Here is a 15,959-nt window from a genome sequence, read left to right on the forward strand (position 1 = left end):
GGGCGCCGGTCCAGTGATTTAGCTGCTTTTGGAGCGCCAGCTATCCGCATAGTTTTCGCGCGCTTCACTTGCGTAAGGCGTGGGCGAAACCCGCACACGGATTTCCGTCTGCTTGTGCTGCTCGGTAGAGGTTTTGCCGGTCGTTTCCGGCTCACCCCATTTCATGGTCAGCACATCGCCCACCTGCACCGACTGATCCACAACACCAAGGCTAAGGACACAGCGTTCATTGAAGCTGTAGCCGTTGAACATGGACATGCCGACCATCTTGTCGCCATGCATGACCATATCCGCGCTGGAAGATGCGTAGTTGGGCTGCGGGAAGTCGATCCACTTGTAGGGTGTGCCCTGCTCGAACGCGGAGGCGATGACTTTCAGCACATCTTCGCGGTTCCATTCAAACGTGACCTTCTTGCGGTTGGTGGCCGACCCTTTCATCGATTCCAGTGCGGATTTACCGATGAAATCGGGTTTCTTCCAGCCGATATAGAAATCATAGCCCAGTTCAAACGGGTTGACGTAGTAGTCTTCGATATTGTCGGAAACGAAGCTGCCGCCGATGGCGCCTGATGCTTCATAGCTGTCAGCGCCCAGCCAGTCGCGGTAATCCGCCAGCATGCCGTCACCGGTATAGATGCCCGGTAGGGGCGACGGAATCCAGCCCGATTCCAGCGTGTTGGTCGAATAGGCGCGGCTGCCGCATTGCACCAGATCAACGCCCGCATCGCGCGCAGCCTGCAGGATGGTGGAATGGATGTAATCCTTGTCCTTATACGGACCCCAGATTTCAAGACCCGGCGCGCCCGACATGCCGTGACGCAGTGCCTGCACTTTTTTCGATCCGACATTGATCCAGTCAACATGGAAGAACTTGATGTCCTGAACCGGACCACCATTCATTTTCTCGAAGATCTTCGGCGCGTCCGGCCCCTGAATCTGGAAACGGTAATGTTCGCGCAGAACACGTTCACCTTCGGGGCGCGACGGGCTGCGGGGGTCATAGCGCAGGCGCACATTCCAGTTGCCATAAGCGGCACAGAACATCAGCCAGTTCGATGTCGGCGCGCGGCCAACAAGGATGTATTTGTCTTCGCGCTCGCGGAAGATGATGTGGTCACCAATGACATGGCCATTGGGCGTGACCGGAACGTAGTGCTTTGCGCGGTTCAGGTCAAAATTGGCGAAGCTGTTGATGCCGTGATGGGACAGGAAGTCGGTTGCCTGCGGCCCTTCGACGATCAGTTCGTCCATATGGTGGCTTTGGTCAAACAGCACTGCGGATTTCCGCCATGCTTCCTGTTCTACCCGCCAGTTGGAAAATTCGGGTGCGACAACCGGGTAAACATACATCCCGACTTTGGAGTTGCGCAGCATTTGCACCGGATTGCCGGTCGCCGCCATTTTGGTGGCAAGGCTTTGTGTCATTTGAAATCCTCCCAGAAACATGATGTATACATTAAACTAAAAGAACTGCACGGTTTTGCAAGCAAAAATAACCGGTCCCCCGGTGATTTTCGGAATTTATGTATACAACAAGGGCCTAGCTGGACAGTAGCGCAAGGCTGGGAACGCCTTCGCGCAGCGCTGCTTCCTGTGAAAGCAGGTATTCAACATTGCGCCGCGCTGCGCGTGCATGTTCGCGCGCCAGTGATTCGGCGCGCCCGCTTTCGCGGTGCTCAATTGCATCGATGATGGCGCGGTGTTGTTCCTGCGCGGTGCCAAGCGTTTTCTGCAACGTGTCAATCCGGGTGTGGTCATCCAGAAATGCCGAAGGCGATGCGAAGGGTAGCGCCGTCACGCGCGCGATCTCGCGTTGCAGGATGTCACTTCCGCTCATCTTTGCAAGCAACTGATGGAATTCACTGTTCAGCGCAGAATATTCATCCATATCAATGCTTTGGCCTGATACAACATGATCGATTTCGCGCACGACACCCTGCGCACGGGTCAGTAGCGCGGCATCCGCACCGCGTTCCGCGGCATAGCGCGCTGCGGTCCCTTCCAGAACGCCGCGCAAATCGATTGTGTCCACGACATCTGCCAGCTTGAAGCTGCGCACAACGAACCCACCGCCCTTGGCACGTTCCAGCAGGGTTTCTTCCGCCAGTTGTGACAGCGCCGCGCGGATGGGTGTGCGGGAAATTTCCAGGTCTTCTGCCAAGGCCACTTCAAACAGGCGGGTACCGCCGGGGAACTGGCCGCTGAGGATGCGCTGGCGCAGGGTGATCAGGGCGCGCTGGGCATGCGTTGAACTGCCTGTCTGTGCGTTCATATCACCACCCCGCGTATACATGAACCGGTCCGTTGATCATACACTAGTGTATACATGCTGCACAGGCCCTCGTGCAAGCATTGATGCGATCACGCGATCTGCACCATAAACAATGGCCCCGGCGCGGGGTGTTGCCGGGGCCTTCTTGCTGTCGTGGGGGCGCGAGGTGCTAGTTGATTAAACCTGCGTGGCGCATGGCGGCGTCCATCAGCTTGCGCGTGCCATCGGTCAGTCCAAGAAGCGGCAGGCGCACCTCCTCCTGGCAGCGGCCCAGACGTGACAGCCCGTATTTCGCCCCCACCAGACCGGGTTCGGCAAAGATGGCGACATGCAGCGGCATCAGCAGGTCATGCAGTTCCAATGCGCGCGCATGATCACCCGCAAGGCTGGCTTCCTGAAACTGTGCGCATAGCCGGGGCGCGACATTGGCCGTCACCGAAATGCAGCCCACACCGCCCTGCGCGTTGAACCCCGGTGCCGTTGCATCTTCGCCCGAAAGCTGAATGAAATCCGGCCCGCAGGTCATGCGTTGCAGGCTGACACGTTCCAGCTTGCCGGTTGCATCCTTGACCCCGATGATGCGCGGCAATTCAGCAAGGCGGCCCATGGTTTCGGGGGTCATGTCGACGACCGAACGGCCGGGAATATTATAGATGATGATCGGCAATTCACAGCAATCATGCAGCGCCGTGAAATGGGCAATCAGCCCTTCCTGCGTAGGTTTGTTGTAATAGGGGGTCACAACCAGCGCCGCATCGGCCCCGACTTTTTCGGCATGGCGCATGAAACCCATCGCTTCGGTCGTGTTGTTGGACCCGGCACCGGCAATCACCGGCACGCGCCCGGCCGCCGCCCTGACCACTTCTTCAATGACGCGCTTGTGCTCGTCATGGCTAAGGGTCGGACTTTCGCCGGTGGTGCCCACAGGAACCAGCCCGTGCGACCCTTCGGAAATTTGCCAGTCAATCAGCGCATGCAGCGCGTCCAGGTCAAGCGCGCCGTCCTTCAGCGGTGTGACCAGTGCCGGAATGGAGCCTCTGATCTGCATGCGCGCCTTCCTTTCGTGGTGGTATCGGATCAAGCACTGACCCGAGCCTTTCGCAAATGTGTGTTGTGACTGTGTCACAGGCGGTTAGAACTAACAGCAGGTATTTTCAAGGTGAAAAGAGGGGTGCAGCATGGCGCAATCAGGAAGGATCTGTCGGGAATCCACTGTTTCGGCCTGGATTCTGGCTGGTTTTCTGGCTTTGGCAGCATCTGCCGCGTCAGCACAATCCACACCGCCCCCATCGCGCGAGGCGGGTATGCTGGCCCTTGCCTTGACAGAGGCCGCGTCGGGAAACTGGGATAGGGCGCAAACCATGGTTTCATCCAGCGGTGCGGTCGCGCAACGGCTGATAACATGGCAGGCATTGCGCGAGGGGCAGGGGGATTTTCCGGAACTTCTGGCGTTTCTGGACCAGCACGGGCATTGGCCGCTGATCAACACTGTGCAGCGCCGTGCAGAGGCCCTGCTGCCAGACCGAAGCCCGTCAGAAATTCTGTCATTTTTTGAGAATCGCACACCCCTGACCGAAGACGGGCACATCGCCCTTGCGCTTGCTCTGCGCAATCTGAACCGTGCGGATGATGCGACAGACATGGCACGAGAGATATGGGTGTCCATGCCCCTCAGCCCGCCCGCAGAAGCGCAGTTGAACAATGCCTTCGGCGCGTCTTTGCGGGCATTGGATGCCGCCCGCGTGGACATGTTGCTATGGGCGGGTGACAGGCAGGGCGCACAACGCCATCTGGCACGTCTGGATGATGGACAGCAGCGGCTGGCGCGCGCGCGCATCGCGCTGCAGGAGCGCGCGCCGGGTGTCGATGCGCTGGTTGCGGCTGTGCCTGATGCGTTGTCCCAAGATCCGGGGCTGATGCGCGACAGGTTTGAATTCCGCATGCGGGCGGGCAATTATCCGGGCGCGGGGGATCTGTTGCTGGCGCAATCGCGCCACCCTGCGGGCCTGGGCCTGCCGGATGCATGGGGCGGGCGACGTGTGTTTCTGGTACGCACCGCCATGTCCGACGGCGATTTCCAGCGCGCCTATGATCTGGCGACGCCGCACGGGTTGGAAGATGGGCTGCATTTCGTCGATCTGGAATTTCTGGCGGGCTTTATCGCGTTGGTCCATCTGGACCGCCCGGAAACCGCATTGGGCCATTTCCGGGCGTTGCGGGTTCGCGTGAACAGCCCCATCAGCCTGGGCCGTGCCGGGTATTGGGAAGGGCGCGCGCATGAAGCGCTGAATGACCCGATTTCCGCGCAAGCTGCCTATGAATTCGCGGCCGAACATCAGACCAGCTATTATGGCCAGCTTGCGGCGGACCGGTTGGGCCTGAGTCTGGACCCCGCTTTGGTGGCGACACCGGACTACCCCCATTGGCGCGATACTGATCTGGCGCAATCGGACTTGCTGGAAGCCGCGTTGTTGCTGCGCGAAGCAGGGCAATGGCATGAAGCGCGCCGTTTCGTGCTGTTTCTGGCGCGACAGTTGGAAACTGAAGCGCAGCTTGGTGCGTTGGCGGATCTGATGTTGGCGCTGGACGAGCCTAATTTTGCGCTGAACGTAGCAAAAATCGCGGTGCAATCGGAAATCGTGCTGACGCGCGCCTATTTTCCGGTGACAGCGCTTGCACAGGCACAGTTTGATGTGCCGATGGACCTGATCAAGGCGATTGCGCGGCGTGAAAGCGAATTTGACGCAGCCGTGGTCAGTCCTGCCGATGCGCGCGGTCTGATGCAGGTCTTGCCGGGTACAGGGCAGATGATGGCGCGCAAACTGGGCGTACCGTTTCAGCCTGCCGACCTGACGGGCAATCCTGAACTGAATGCGCGCCTTGGTGCGGCCTATCTGGATGAATTGCGTGCGGAATTCGGCCCCTCTCTGGCATTGGTTGCGGCAGGGTATAACGCTGGACCGGGCCGCCCGCGCCAATGGACCGACCGGCTTGGCGACCCTCGCGATCCATCGGTTGATTTCGTGACATGGGTTGAAAGCGTGCCTTTCGCGGAAACGCGCAACTACATCATGCGGGTGGCAGAATCACTGGTGGTTTATCGCAGTGTCCTGGCGGGTGAATCGCGCCCCATTGACATGGAAGCCCTGATCCGCGGGCGATAACGCGGTCACGTCACCGCGATCCCGATTGCGACGCAGACCATAAGCACGCCCGCAATCTTGTTGGTCAGTGCCAGCGCCCTGCCGGATTTCAGCAGGTTGCGCACCTTGCCTATGGCCAGTGCCAGCCCCAGATTACCCAGCATCGGAATCAGTGCGGACACCGCCAGAATTGCGGCAATGTCCGCAGGGGTGATGCGCGTCAGGTCAAAAAAACCGGGCAGCACACCCATATAGAACAGAATCGCCTTCGGGTTGGCCAGTATGACGGTCACGCCTGCCAGAAATCCCGACATATGGCCGGGACGTGTCAGGCGGCTGTCGGCGGAAATGCGGCCATGCGCATGGCGGATAAGCTGCACCCCCATGACAAGGAACATGGCCACCGCGACCCATTTCATCAGTTCCAGCAGGTCGCCATAAAGTGTCAGAATCCATGTCAGCCCGTAAATGGCGGCCAGCGGCCAGAACAGATCACCCAGTGCCACACCCACCGCCAGCGGTGCCGCTGATGCCGCACCACCGGACATGGCGCGCGCTGTCAGCGCCAGCCATACCGGGCCGGGCGTCAGAAACAGGATGATAATCGCGCCTGCGTAAAACAGCAGCTCCAGCAGGGTGATCGTCATGTTGTCCCCGGCAGGGTCAGGCTACCGTCATCTGCCAGCGGCCAGAACGGGTTATGCGCGAGTTCCCAGACATGGCCGTCAGGGTCTGCATAATAGCCGGAATACCCGCCCCAGAATACCGGTTCGGGGTGTTTCAGGGCGCTCGCCCCTGCGGCCAGTGCAGCTGCGAAGGCCGTATCAACATCGTTACGGCTGTTGAAATTCTGTGCCAGCGTCATGGCTCCGGTGCCCAGTGTGGCCCCCGCGCGCCCCTGATCTTCGGCCAGTTCCTTGCGCCCGAACAGGCCCAGCACCAGCCCGTTCATCTGGTAGAATGCAACGCCGTCCTGTGTTTCAGCGGGGTGCCAGCCCAGTGCCTGATAAAAGGCGCTGGCGCGCGGCAGGTCATCCACGCCAAGGGTAATCAGGGTGACACGCTGAACAGGCAAGGTCATAGGGTGCTTTCTGATAGCTGCGAACGCCCGTCAGCGTCCGTCACGGAAAAATGCTGCGCGCGTGCGCCCAGATCTAAAAACAGATCCCGGCCAGTGCCCGTCATGAAGGCCTGAACCCGCAAGCCGCAGATTGCATCATAAAGCGCGGCGCGGCGGTCCGCGTCAAGATGTGCCGCAACTTCGTCCAGCAACAACAGCGGCACAGTGCCGGTTTCTGCAAGTGCGCGCGCATTGCACAGGATCAGGGAAATCAGCATGGCTTTCTGCTCGCCGGTTGAACATTGCGCGGCATCCATTCCCTTGGCCGCCCAGACGGCACGCAAATCGGCGCGGTGGGGGCCGGTCAGGCTGCGCCCTGCTGCCATGTCCTGCCGCCGCCCGTCAGACAAGGCGCGCGCCAGTCTTGTTTCGTCATGGGGGGCGGCGCAATCAAGCGTCAGGTCCGCGACGGGAAAGGGGCTGTCATGGTCGGCATGGCTGGCCAGTGTGGTGATGACAGCGCGGCGGTTTGCGCTGATCTGCGCACCGGCCTGCGCCATTTGCATTTCTAGCGCGCCATACCATGCCCCGTCGCCCAGCCCGTCGCGCAACAGCTTGTTGCGTTCGCGCATGGCCTTTTCATAGGTCAGAACCTGCGCGGCGTGATCCGGGTGAAAACTCAGCACCATGCGGTCCAGAAACCGCCGCCGCCCTTCGGCCCCTTCCAGCCACAAGCGGTCCATTGCCGGTGTCAGCCAGACCATGCCTAGCAGGCTGGCCAGTGCAATCTGCGGGGTGGGTTTGTCATCTATCCGGACCTGCCGTGGCTGTCCGGGTTCCGCCCATGTCTGGATATTGCGCGCGCCATTCGGGGTGGCCAGTTCCGCGACGATCTTCCAGCCTAGGGATTCGGGTTTGCGCGACAGGTCATCGGATGCGGCGCGGCGCAGCCCGCGACCGGGCGACAGTAGCGACACGGCTTCAAGCACATTCGTCTTGCCCGCCCCGTTGGGGCCGGACAGCGCCACCGGTCTGCCATCAAACGCGAGTTGCGTGCGCCGGTGTGACCGGAAATGCGACAATGTCAGCGACTGGATGAAAACGGTCATGGCCAAGCGGTAAAAAGAAATGCCGGATAATGCCAGCAAGAAAAAGCCCCGCACGGGTGGCGGGGCCTTTGGTCTGGCGTGGCGATGGCGTTACACCCGCATTGGCATGACGACATAAACCGCGCTGGTGTCGTTGCCTTCGCGCATCAATGTCGGGTCGCCGGATGCGTTGAACAGGAACACGGCATTTTCGCGGTCCACCTGGCTGGCGATTTCCAGCAGGTATTTCGCGTTGAACCCGATTTCCAGCCGTTCATCGCCATAGGCCACGATCAGTTCTTCCTCTGCCGCACCGGAATCAGGGGCGTTGACCGACAGGGTCAGCTTGTCTTCTTCCAGCGACAGTTTTACGGCGCGGGAACGTTCAGACGACACGGTGGCCACGCGGTCTACCGCGCGCGCGAATTCGCTGGCATCCACTTCCAGCCGCTTGGTGTTCTGAGTGGGGATGACGCGCGTATAATCGGGGAATGTGCCGTCAATGACCTTGGATGTCAGGGAAATATCGGGGGTAGCAAAGCGCACCTTGGTTTCCGAAACGGAAACGGCGATCTGCATCTCATCATCTTCCAGCAGCTTTTTCAGCTCTCCCACGGTTTTGCGCGGGACAATCACACCGGGCATGTTTTCAGCGCCAGCAGGCAAGGGGGCATCAATGCGTGCAAGCCGGTGCCCGTCGGTTGCCACGCAGCGCAGCACGCGCCCGTTTTCGCCTTCCGCGACATGCATATAGACACCGTTCAGATAATAGCGCGTCTCTTCCGTTGAAATGGCGAATTTCGACTTGTCGAACAAGCGGCGCAGATCCTTGGCCAAGGCTGAAAAATTGGACGAATACTCGCTGGAGGCCATGACCGGGAAATCTTCTTTCGGCAATGTCGCCAGGGAAAAATTCGACCGGCCTGCAGAAACCTGCAGCCGCCCCGAACGCGGGTCATCCACCAGTTCAACCAGCGCGCCATCGGGCAGTTTGCGTATGATTTCATGTAACATGACCGCCGAAACCGTGGTTGCGCCCGCGCGTTCAACCATTGCGGGCGCGCGGTCCACGACTTCCACATCCAGATCGGTGGCGCGGAAACTGATCTGGGCATCCTCTGCCTCAATCAGGACATTGGCCAGAATCGGGATAGTGTTGCGCCGTTCCACCACCGATTGCGCCTGAGAGACGGCCTTGAGCAAGATGGCCCGTTCAATACTGATCTTCATACCCCTGTCCCTTCGCCTATCCAGTGCCCCTGACTTATCGCCTTGGGGAGGCGTAGCCTAGCCAAAAAACAAGTAGGGACAAGGGTTTTCTGGTGATTTATTGTCAGCTTTGCAGCAGTCTGTGCAACAGGTCTATATCTTCGGCGATCTGGCTGTCCGTATCGCGCATTTCTGCGACCTTGCGCACCCCGTGCAGAATGGTGGTATGGTCACGCCCCCCGAACCGCCGTCCGATTTCCGGCAGGCTGCGCGATGTCAGTTCTTTGGCCAGATACATGGCAATCTGACGTGGCCGCGCAATGGTGCGGGTGCGCTTGGGGCCAAGCATATCCGACAGGCGGATGTTGAAATGCTCTGCCACTTTGCGCTGAATTTCTTCTACAGTGACGCGCCGGTCAGATGTGCGCAGAATATCGGACAGGCAATCCTGCACCATATCCATGGTAACTTCCTGCCCGATCAGGCTGGAAAACGCGAAAAGCCGCTGAAGCGCGCCTTCCAGAACGCGCACATTGGTGGTGATGCGATGCGCCAGAAATTCGATGACCCCGTCCCCGATCTGCACCGGGCCATAGGTTTGCGTGAACAGGGCGGCTTTCTGCTGCAGAATGCCAAGGCGCAGTTCATAATCCGTCGGGTGCAGGTCCACGACCAGACCCCATTGCATGCGCGATGAAATCCTGTCTTCCAGTTCCTTGATCTCACCGGGCGCACGGTCTGCGGAAATGACGATCTGCTTGTTCTGGTCGACAAGCGCGTTGAAGGTGTGGAAGAACTCTTCCTGCGTGCTGTCCTTACCTGCGATGAACTGCACGTCATCCACCATGAGCACATCAACGGACCGGAACAGATTCTTGAAATCCATGATCTGCCGTTCGCGCAGGGCCTGCACAAAGCGGTACATGAACTGTTCGGCAGACAGATACAGCACTTGCAGATCAGGCCGCTTTCCCTGCAATTCCCAGGCGATGGCGTGCATCAGGTGGGTTTTGCCCAGACCGACGCCACCATACAGAAAAAGCGGGTTGAATGTGACATCGCCGCCATCGGCCACGCGCCGGGCTGCGGCATGGGCCAGCTCATTCGGTTTGCCGACAACGAAATTGTCGAAATTGAACTTACCGTCCAGCGGTGCGCCTTGCAGGTTGCTTTCGCGAGGTGTTGCGATTTCGGGCGCGCGTGCCGCGGACTTGCGTGGCGGCTGGGTGCCAACATTGAATTCAATACGGGCAATCGTCGGATTGTCGGAGCGCATACGCTGGAATATCTGGTCCTGATAATTGCGCTTTACCCAGTCGCCGACAAATCGCGAGGGGGCACGGAACTGCACAACACCCGCTTGCAGGCTGACGCATTCCAGAGGCTCTATCCAGCTTTTGTGATTATGCTCGCCAATCTCTGATCGCAGTTGTTCCGAAACCCGTGCCCATTGTTCTGATATCATTTTGTCCCAGCCCGCATTCTCGTCAATCATATTCATCAGTACGAACAGCAACTCCGCCCAAGCATGTCACAATCTGACAGCCGGTTACTTCTTTACCAAAGAACAGTTGTCCGGTCTGACGAACAAACTGCAGGTTTTGTCATGGTCAGGAGGGTCGAGAATCAAACCACGGCATGAAGCCAGGATGTTTCTGATAAATCATCAATAGTGATATAACCGGCATTTGCCGGGTCACCCGCTTGATGACGTCCCCCCCAGGACAGATTCCTTCACATGTTGGTATGCATAGCAATCGGGTGGCACAGGGCGCAACAGAACATCGTGCTTGACAGCATTTCATGTGACAAAGAATCGCCGCGCGGTTGTTTGCAGGCCGCAGTGCCGTTGTTGCGACTGCAGGTGCAGCCCCTCTGGCAAGCACATGTTGCTGTACGAAGAAGGCAGACGGGGAGGGCAACACAGGCGCAACAAAAAAGGCGCATGAACTGCGCCTTTCTTAAATCCGGTTGGCCGGGGTCGTTTCAGACGTTCAGCGCTTTCACGCGCGACGCCAGACGCGACATTTTGCGTGACGCGGTGTTCTTGTGCAGAACGCCTTTTGTCACGCCGCGCATCAGTTCGGGCTGTGCTGCCTGCAGCGCTGCCGCAGCGACAGCCTGATCGCCGGATGCAATCGCTTCTTCAACTTTGCGCAGATAGGAACGAATGCGCGAACGACGGGCCTTGTTCACTTCGGTGCGACGGTCGGCCTGACGGGCGCGTTTCTTGGACTGGGGTGTGTTTGCCATAACGGGTCTACTTTCGGGTCTGTTTCAATTGTTCGCATCAAAGACCCGACCTGTTCAGGGAACAGGTGACATTTCTTGCCTTAAGCGGGCCCACGCGCATGTGACGCGCCCTATAGTCCAGCGCGCGCCAAAAGAAAAGCTGAAAGTTCAGCGGTCGCGGAATTGCGCGGTGCGCTTTTCCTGAAAGGCGGACATGCCTTCCTTCTGGTCTTCGGTGCTGAACAGCATGTGAAAGACGCGGCGCTCGAACAAAAGCCCTTCGCGCAGCGTGGTTTCATAGCTGCGATTGACCGCTTCTTTGACAACTTTGACAGTGATCTGGCTTTTCTCGGCAATCCTGGCGGCGGCGGCCATGGTTTCTTCCATCAGCTTCTTGGCGGGCACAACCCGGCTGACAAGGCCGGAACGCTCGGCTTCTTCGGCATCCATGAAGCGCCCGGTCAGATGCATGTCCATTGCCTTTGACTTGCCGACGAAGCGTGTCAGGCGTTGTGTGCCGCCAATACCTGCAACCACACCAAGGTTGATTTCGGGCTGGCCGAATTTGGCCGTGTCCGACGCGATGATGAAATCGCACATCATCGCCAGTTCGCAGCCGCCGCCCAGCGCATAGCCGGACACTGCAGCGATGATGGGTTTGCGCACACGCAGCAGCGCTTCGGTTTCCGGCGCAAAGAAATCTTCCTGGAACATCTCCACGAAGCCCTTATCCGCCATTTCCTTGATATCGGCCCCGGCGGCAAAGGCCTTTTCCGACCCTGTCAGGACGATGCAGCGCACTTTGTCGTTGCGGTCAGCCTCTGTCAGGGCCTGAGCCAGTTCGCCCAGCAGCGTGGAATTCAGCGCATTCAGGGCTTCGGGGCGGTTCAGGCGGATCAGTGCGATATGGTCAGAAATATCGACGATCAGCGTTTCATAGGCCATGAGGCGGCACCTTGTTTGTTGCAATCAGCATCTTGGCATAACAGCTTGGCCTTGGGGTTCAAGTCATCTTTGGCACTGCGCGCAATAGAAGCTGGACCGCCCCGATTGCACGATCCGGCGGATATTTCCTTTGCAATCCGGTGTCATACAGGGCGCATTCTCGCGGCCATAGACCTGAAATGCATGTTGGAAATAGCCCAGTTCCCCATCCGCCTGCCGGTAGTCGCGCAGCGAAGACCCACCCGCAGCGATAGCATCCGTCAGGGTTTCGCGAATCGCTGTGGTCAGTGATTCGATGCGCGCCACGCTGATTTGCCCCGCAGGGCGCAGCGGGCTGATTCCCGCGCGGAACAGCGCTTCGCAGACATAGATATTGCCAAGCCCTGCGATGATGCGCTGGTCCAGAAGCGCGGCCTTGACGGGCATTTTGCGTCCCTTCAGCCGGGCTGCCAGATAGGGCGCGCTGAAATCATTGCCTAGGGGTTCAGGGCCAAGGCCGGACAGCAGTTTGTGTCCGTCCAGCGTGGCGGTAGCGCACAGGTCCATCGCCCCGAAGCGGCGGGGGTCATTGAATGTGACGCGCGCGCCATTATCCATGTGAAATATCACATGGTCATGCTTTTCCACTGGCGGGTGGTCGAAATGGAACTGCCCCGGAACATGTGCCGCGCGCAGGCCGGATACCACCATCCGCCCCGACATGCCCAGATGAATGATCAATGTGTCGCCATGGGCCAGATCCACTAGCAGGTATTTTGACCTGCGGCGCAGGCCCAGCACATGCGCGCCGTCCAGCCGCGCGCCCATATCCGGCGGGAATGGCCAGCGCAGCCCGTCGCGGCGTATTTCGGCACGGGAAATGTGCCTGCCTTCCATCGCGGGCAGCAGGCCGCGGCGCACGGTTTCCACTTCGGGCAGTTCGGGCATCATTCCCCCCGGGTGATGGTCGCAGGGTCGCATTGTCACGCACCCCCAAAACCCTATAAGGAGTGTAACGGTCCCCCGGCAAGGGGCAGGTAAAGGGCAGAACGCATGACGCAGGACGACAAGACCACGCATTTCGGGTTCCAGACAGTGGCGGAAGATCAGAAAGCGGGAATGGTGCATGGCGTCTTTACCCGTGTCGCGTCGAAATATGATGTGATGAATGACCTTATGTCGATGGGCATTCACCGCGTCTGGAAAGATGCGATGATGGACTGGCTTGCCCCGCGCCCCGGCCAGCGCCTGCTGGATGTGGCGGGCGGCACCGGCGATGTTGCGTTCCGGTTTCTGGGGCGTGCGGGCGACAGCGCGCATGCCACGGTTCTGGACCTGACAGAATCAATGCTGATTGAAGGGCAGAAACGTGCCGAGGCGGAAAACCTGTCCCATGCGCTGGACTGGACCGTGGGCGATGCAATGGCGCTGCCCTTCGCGGATAACAGCTTTGATGTCTACACAATCAGTTTTGGTATCCGCAATGTCACTCGCATTGATGACGCGCTGCGCGAGGCATATCGCGTGCTGCGCCCCGGCGGGCGGTTGATGGTGCTGGAATTCAGCCAATTGCCCAATGACGGGCTGCAGAAACTGTATGATCTGTATTCCTTCAATGTGATTCCCGTCATGGGCCAGATCGTGGCGAATGACCGCGACAGCTATCAGTATCTGGTCGAATCAATCCGCAAATTCCCTGATCAGGACCGCTTCAAGGCCATGATCGCCGATGCCGGGTTTGAACAGGTGAAATACCGCAACCTGTCCATGGGCATCGCCGCCCTGCATTCCGGCTGGAAGATTTAACCATGCGCGGTCCGCATAATTTCTGGCGCCTTGTGCGCACGGGTGCCACCTTTGAGCGCACAGGCGCCATGCATGTGGTGCTGGAAGCCATGAATGCGCCCCCGCGATTGCGATTCGCGGCCCGGATCATGGGTTGGCCGTTCCGGTTTCTGGGCCTGAAGGGCGACCCTGATCTGCCGCCACTGGTGCGTGCGCTGACAGCGCTTGGCCCGGCCTATATTAAGTTTGGCCAGACGCTGGCGACGCGCCCCGATGTTGTCGGCCCCGACCTTGCCGAACAGTTGCGCTATTTGCAGGACAAGCTGCCCCCCTTTCCGCGTGCGCAGGCGATGCAGGTCATTGCCGAGGATCTGGAAGCCCCGGTGGACAGTATTTTCACTGACTTGTCCGAACCAGTTGCCGCCGCGTCCATTGCGCAGGTGCATTCCGCGTGTCTAGTCAGTACGGGGGCGAAAGTCGCAGTCAAGGTGCTGCGCCCCGGCGTGGAACGCGCGTTTCGCACTGATATTGACGCCTTTTATTTTGCGGCGGGCATGATTGAACGGTTGCTGCCGTCCACCCGCCGCCTGCGCCCGCTGGACGTGATTGCGCATTTTGAAAGCGTGGTCGAAGGCGAACTTGATCTGCGACTTGAATCAGCATCGGCGGCGGAATTCGGAGCCAATACCAAAAATGATGCCGGATTCAGTGTGCCTCAACCCGTCTGGGCCTATTCGTCGCGCAGGGTCATGACGCTGGACTGGGCTGAAGGGGTGCCACTGGGCGACAATGCCGCACTGGATGCGCTGGGGCTGGACCGGCGTGAACTGGGCGTGCGTATCCTCAGCCTGTTCCTGCGCCATGCGTTGCGCGACGGGTTCTTCCATGGTGACATGCATCAGGGCAACCTGAAGGTGACCGCCACAGGTGAAATCATCGCGCTGGATTTCGGGATCATGGGCCGGATTGATGCCTATAGCCGACGTGCCTATGCCGAAATCCTGTTCGGGTTCATCCGCAAGGATTACCGCCGCGTTGCCGAAGTGCATTTTGAGGCGGGCTATGTCCCCGCTGACCGCGATATAGATGAATTCGCGCGTGCGCTGCGGTCCGTGGGTGAACCGATTTTCGGGATGGATGCGCAGCATATTTCCATGGCGCGGCTGCTGGCCTATCTGTTCGAGGTGACCGAGCGTTTCGGCATGGAAACCCGCACCGAACTGATTCTGTTGCAACGCACCATGGTTGTGGTCGAAGGGGTTGCGCGGTCGCTGCACCCTGAAATCAATATGTGGCATGTCGCAAAGCCGGTCGTCGAAGAATATATTCGTGACCATATCGGGCCTCAGGCGGTTGCACGTGACCTTATAATGACCGCGAAAATCATGTCACGTTTCGGCCCAAGGCTGCCGCGTCTGGTCGAAGATGCACTGATCGCGCAGGCCCATATTGATAAGCCCGCGCCCCCTGCGCGGCGGTATGGTCCGCTGGTCTGGGCGCTTTTCGGGGCGGGGTTCATGGGGCTGGGCGTGGCGCTGGGCGCGTTTCTGTAAGCAAGGCCTGCGCGTCAGGTCCGGGGCCAGTCCGGCGTTGCGGTCAATGCCGTTATTGTATCCTGTAACTGCGCGCGCGGTAGCAGAACCAGCATGTCAGGGCTGTCGAATTCCAGTGTCACTTGTGTTGACGATGCCTTGTTTGACGTGCCGATAACGCCCGATGGCGTGAAATCCAGCCCGTCTATCGGCCAGAACAACCCCTGTGACCGGCCCGCGCACCGGCCCATCGGGAACAGGGACACCCGCTGCCCGATGGTTGCGGGCAAGGTCAGGCGCGGGGGGGCAAGAAAGGTGATGTCTTTCTCCGCGACCACCAGCACACGCGCAGACCCGAACCGCACCAGTGACGACATTGCCGCCAGCGTATGATCCAGCCGCGCGCCCGTGAACCCCAATGCCAGAATGAAGGGCGCATTGACGAAAGCAAGGCATTTGTCGAAATCAGTGCTGTCCTGTTCCGCGATCCTGTGAACCTTGTCCGCCAGTTGATGGCGCAGATCATCACGCAGGGAATCAATGTCGCCGATAATCGCCTGCGGCAGGTGGCCTGCATCAACCAGTGAATTGGCCCCGCCATCTGCTGCCACAAGTTCGGGCGCCAATGTCAGTGCAAGATCCAGATCAGCCGTTGAAAAGCCTGCCCCGCCAACCAAGGTGACAGAATTCTGAGTGCTGAAAAGTACCGACATG

15 protein-coding genes are annotated in these 15,959 nt (G+C 59.4%); 3 read left to right on the forward strand and 12 right to left on the reverse strand.

Features of this window, described 5'->3' with window-relative positions:
• Positions 1 to 18: 18 nt before the first annotated feature.
• The 3 genes from ligM to dapA all read right to left on the reverse strand — a co-directional run bounded on the left by ligM (position 19) and on the right by dapA (position 3,320).
• The gene (gene ligM / locus PUT78_RS13205; protein WP_274352741.1) at positions 19 to 1,425 is read right to left on the reverse strand and encodes a vanillate/3-O-methylgallate O-demethylase; all 1,407 of its coding nucleotides are present in this window, start codon (positions 1,423 to 1,425) and stop codon (positions 19 to 21) included.
• A 115-nt stretch (positions 1,426 to 1,540) separates the two neighbouring features.
• The gene (locus tag PUT78_RS13210; RefSeq protein WP_274352742.1) at positions 1,541 to 2,272 is read right to left on the reverse strand and encodes a GntR family transcriptional regulator; all 732 of its coding nucleotides are present in this window, start codon (positions 2,270 to 2,272) and stop codon (positions 1,541 to 1,543) included.
• A gap of 169 nt (positions 2,273 to 2,441) precedes the next feature.
• A complete protein-coding gene (dapA, locus tag PUT78_RS13215) occupies positions 2,442 to 3,320 on the reverse strand; it encodes a 4-hydroxy-tetrahydrodipicolinate synthase (RefSeq protein ID WP_274352743.1) in 879 nt (292 codons plus the stop codon).
• Between the two features lie 130 nt (positions 3,321 to 3,450).
• On the opposite strand from dapA, the gene PUT78_RS13220 reads away from it, so the two are divergent.
• A complete protein-coding gene (locus PUT78_RS13220) occupies positions 3,451 to 5,436 on the forward strand; it encodes a lytic transglycosylase domain-containing protein (RefSeq protein WP_274352744.1) in 1,986 nt (661 codons plus the stop codon).
• 5 nt (positions 5,437 to 5,441) lie between these two features.
• On the opposite strand, the gene PUT78_RS13225 is transcribed toward PUT78_RS13220, so the two are convergent.
• The 8 genes from PUT78_RS13225 to mutM form a co-directional block, all read right to left on the reverse strand.
• Positions 5,442 to 6,062: a LysE family translocator gene (locus tag PUT78_RS13225; protein ID WP_274352745.1), complete on the reverse strand. Its 621-nt coding sequence runs from the start codon at positions 6,060 to 6,062 to the stop codon at positions 5,442 to 5,444.
• The gene (locus PUT78_RS13230; protein ID WP_274352820.1) at positions 6,059 to 6,490 is read right to left on the reverse strand and encodes a VOC family protein; all 432 of its coding nucleotides are present in this window, start codon (positions 6,488 to 6,490) and stop codon (positions 6,059 to 6,061) included. Before PUT78_RS13230 ends, PUT78_RS13225 begins: the two co-directional genes overlap by 4 nt.
• A 2-nt stretch (positions 6,491 to 6,492) precedes the next feature.
• The gene (gene recF, locus PUT78_RS13235; protein WP_274352821.1) at positions 6,493 to 7,584 is read right to left on the reverse strand and encodes a DNA replication/repair protein RecF; all 1,092 of its coding nucleotides are present in this window, start codon (positions 7,582 to 7,584) and stop codon (positions 6,493 to 6,495) included.
• Between the two features lie 90 nt (positions 7,585 to 7,674).
• Positions 7,675 to 8,793: a DNA polymerase III subunit beta gene (gene dnaN, locus PUT78_RS13240; protein ID WP_274352746.1), complete on the reverse strand. Its 1,119-nt coding sequence runs from the start codon at positions 8,791 to 8,793 to the stop codon at positions 7,675 to 7,677.
• A gap of 103 nt (positions 8,794 to 8,896) precedes the next feature.
• Entirely contained in the window at positions 8,897 to 10,237 is a 1,341-nt protein-coding gene (dnaA, locus tag PUT78_RS13245; RefSeq protein WP_274352822.1) for a chromosomal replication initiator protein DnaA, read from the reverse strand.
• 521 nt (positions 10,238 to 10,758) lie between these two features.
• A complete protein-coding gene (gene rpsT / locus PUT78_RS13250) occupies positions 10,759 to 11,025 on the reverse strand; it encodes a 30S ribosomal protein S20 (protein WP_274352747.1) in 267 nt (88 codons plus the stop codon).
• 147 nt (positions 11,026 to 11,172) lie between these two features.
• Positions 11,173 to 11,949 (reverse strand): enoyl-CoA hydratase, encoded by a 777-nt coding sequence (locus PUT78_RS13255; RefSeq protein ID WP_274352748.1) that lies wholly within the window; start codon positions 11,947 to 11,949, stop codon positions 11,173 to 11,175.
• A 63-nt stretch (positions 11,950 to 12,012) separates the two neighbouring features.
• Positions 12,013 to 12,876 carry a bifunctional DNA-formamidopyrimidine glycosylase/DNA-(apurinic or apyrimidinic site) lyase gene (gene mutM / locus PUT78_RS13260; RefSeq protein WP_274352823.1) on the reverse strand — a complete coding sequence of 288 codons (864 nt, stop codon included), beginning with the start codon at positions 12,874 to 12,876 and terminating at the stop codon, positions 12,013 to 12,015.
• 105 nt (positions 12,877 to 12,981) lie between these two features.
• Here mutM and ubiE point away from each other — a divergent pair, with 105 nt between their 5' ends.
• Together ubiE and ubiB are read left to right on the forward strand one after the other, a co-directional pair.
• Positions 12,982 to 13,734, forward strand: a complete 753-nt coding sequence (ubiE, locus tag PUT78_RS13265) for a bifunctional demethylmenaquinone methyltransferase/2-methoxy-6-polyprenyl-1,4-benzoquinol methylase UbiE (protein ID WP_274352749.1) — start codon at positions 12,982 to 12,984, stop codon at positions 13,732 to 13,734.
• Between the two features lie 2 nt (positions 13,735 to 13,736).
• Positions 13,737 to 15,266 (forward strand): 2-polyprenylphenol 6-hydroxylase, encoded by a 1,530-nt coding sequence (gene ubiB / locus PUT78_RS13270; protein WP_274352750.1) that lies wholly within the window; start codon positions 13,737 to 13,739, stop codon positions 15,264 to 15,266.
• A 14-nt stretch (positions 15,267 to 15,280) separates the two neighbouring features.
• On the opposite strand, the gene PUT78_RS13275 is transcribed toward ubiB, so the two are convergent.
• Positions 15,281 to 15,958, reverse strand: coding sequence for a thiamine diphosphokinase (locus tag PUT78_RS13275; protein ID WP_274352751.1), 678 nt, complete (start codon positions 15,956 to 15,958; stop codon positions 15,281 to 15,283).
• Position 15,959 lies beyond the last annotated feature (1 nt).

Origin of the sequence: Roseinatronobacter alkalisoli (assembly GCF_028745735.1) — a bacterium.
GTDB classification, from domain to species: domain Bacteria; phylum Pseudomonadota; class Alphaproteobacteria; order Rhodobacterales; family Rhodobacteraceae; genus Roseinatronobacter; species Roseinatronobacter alkalisoli.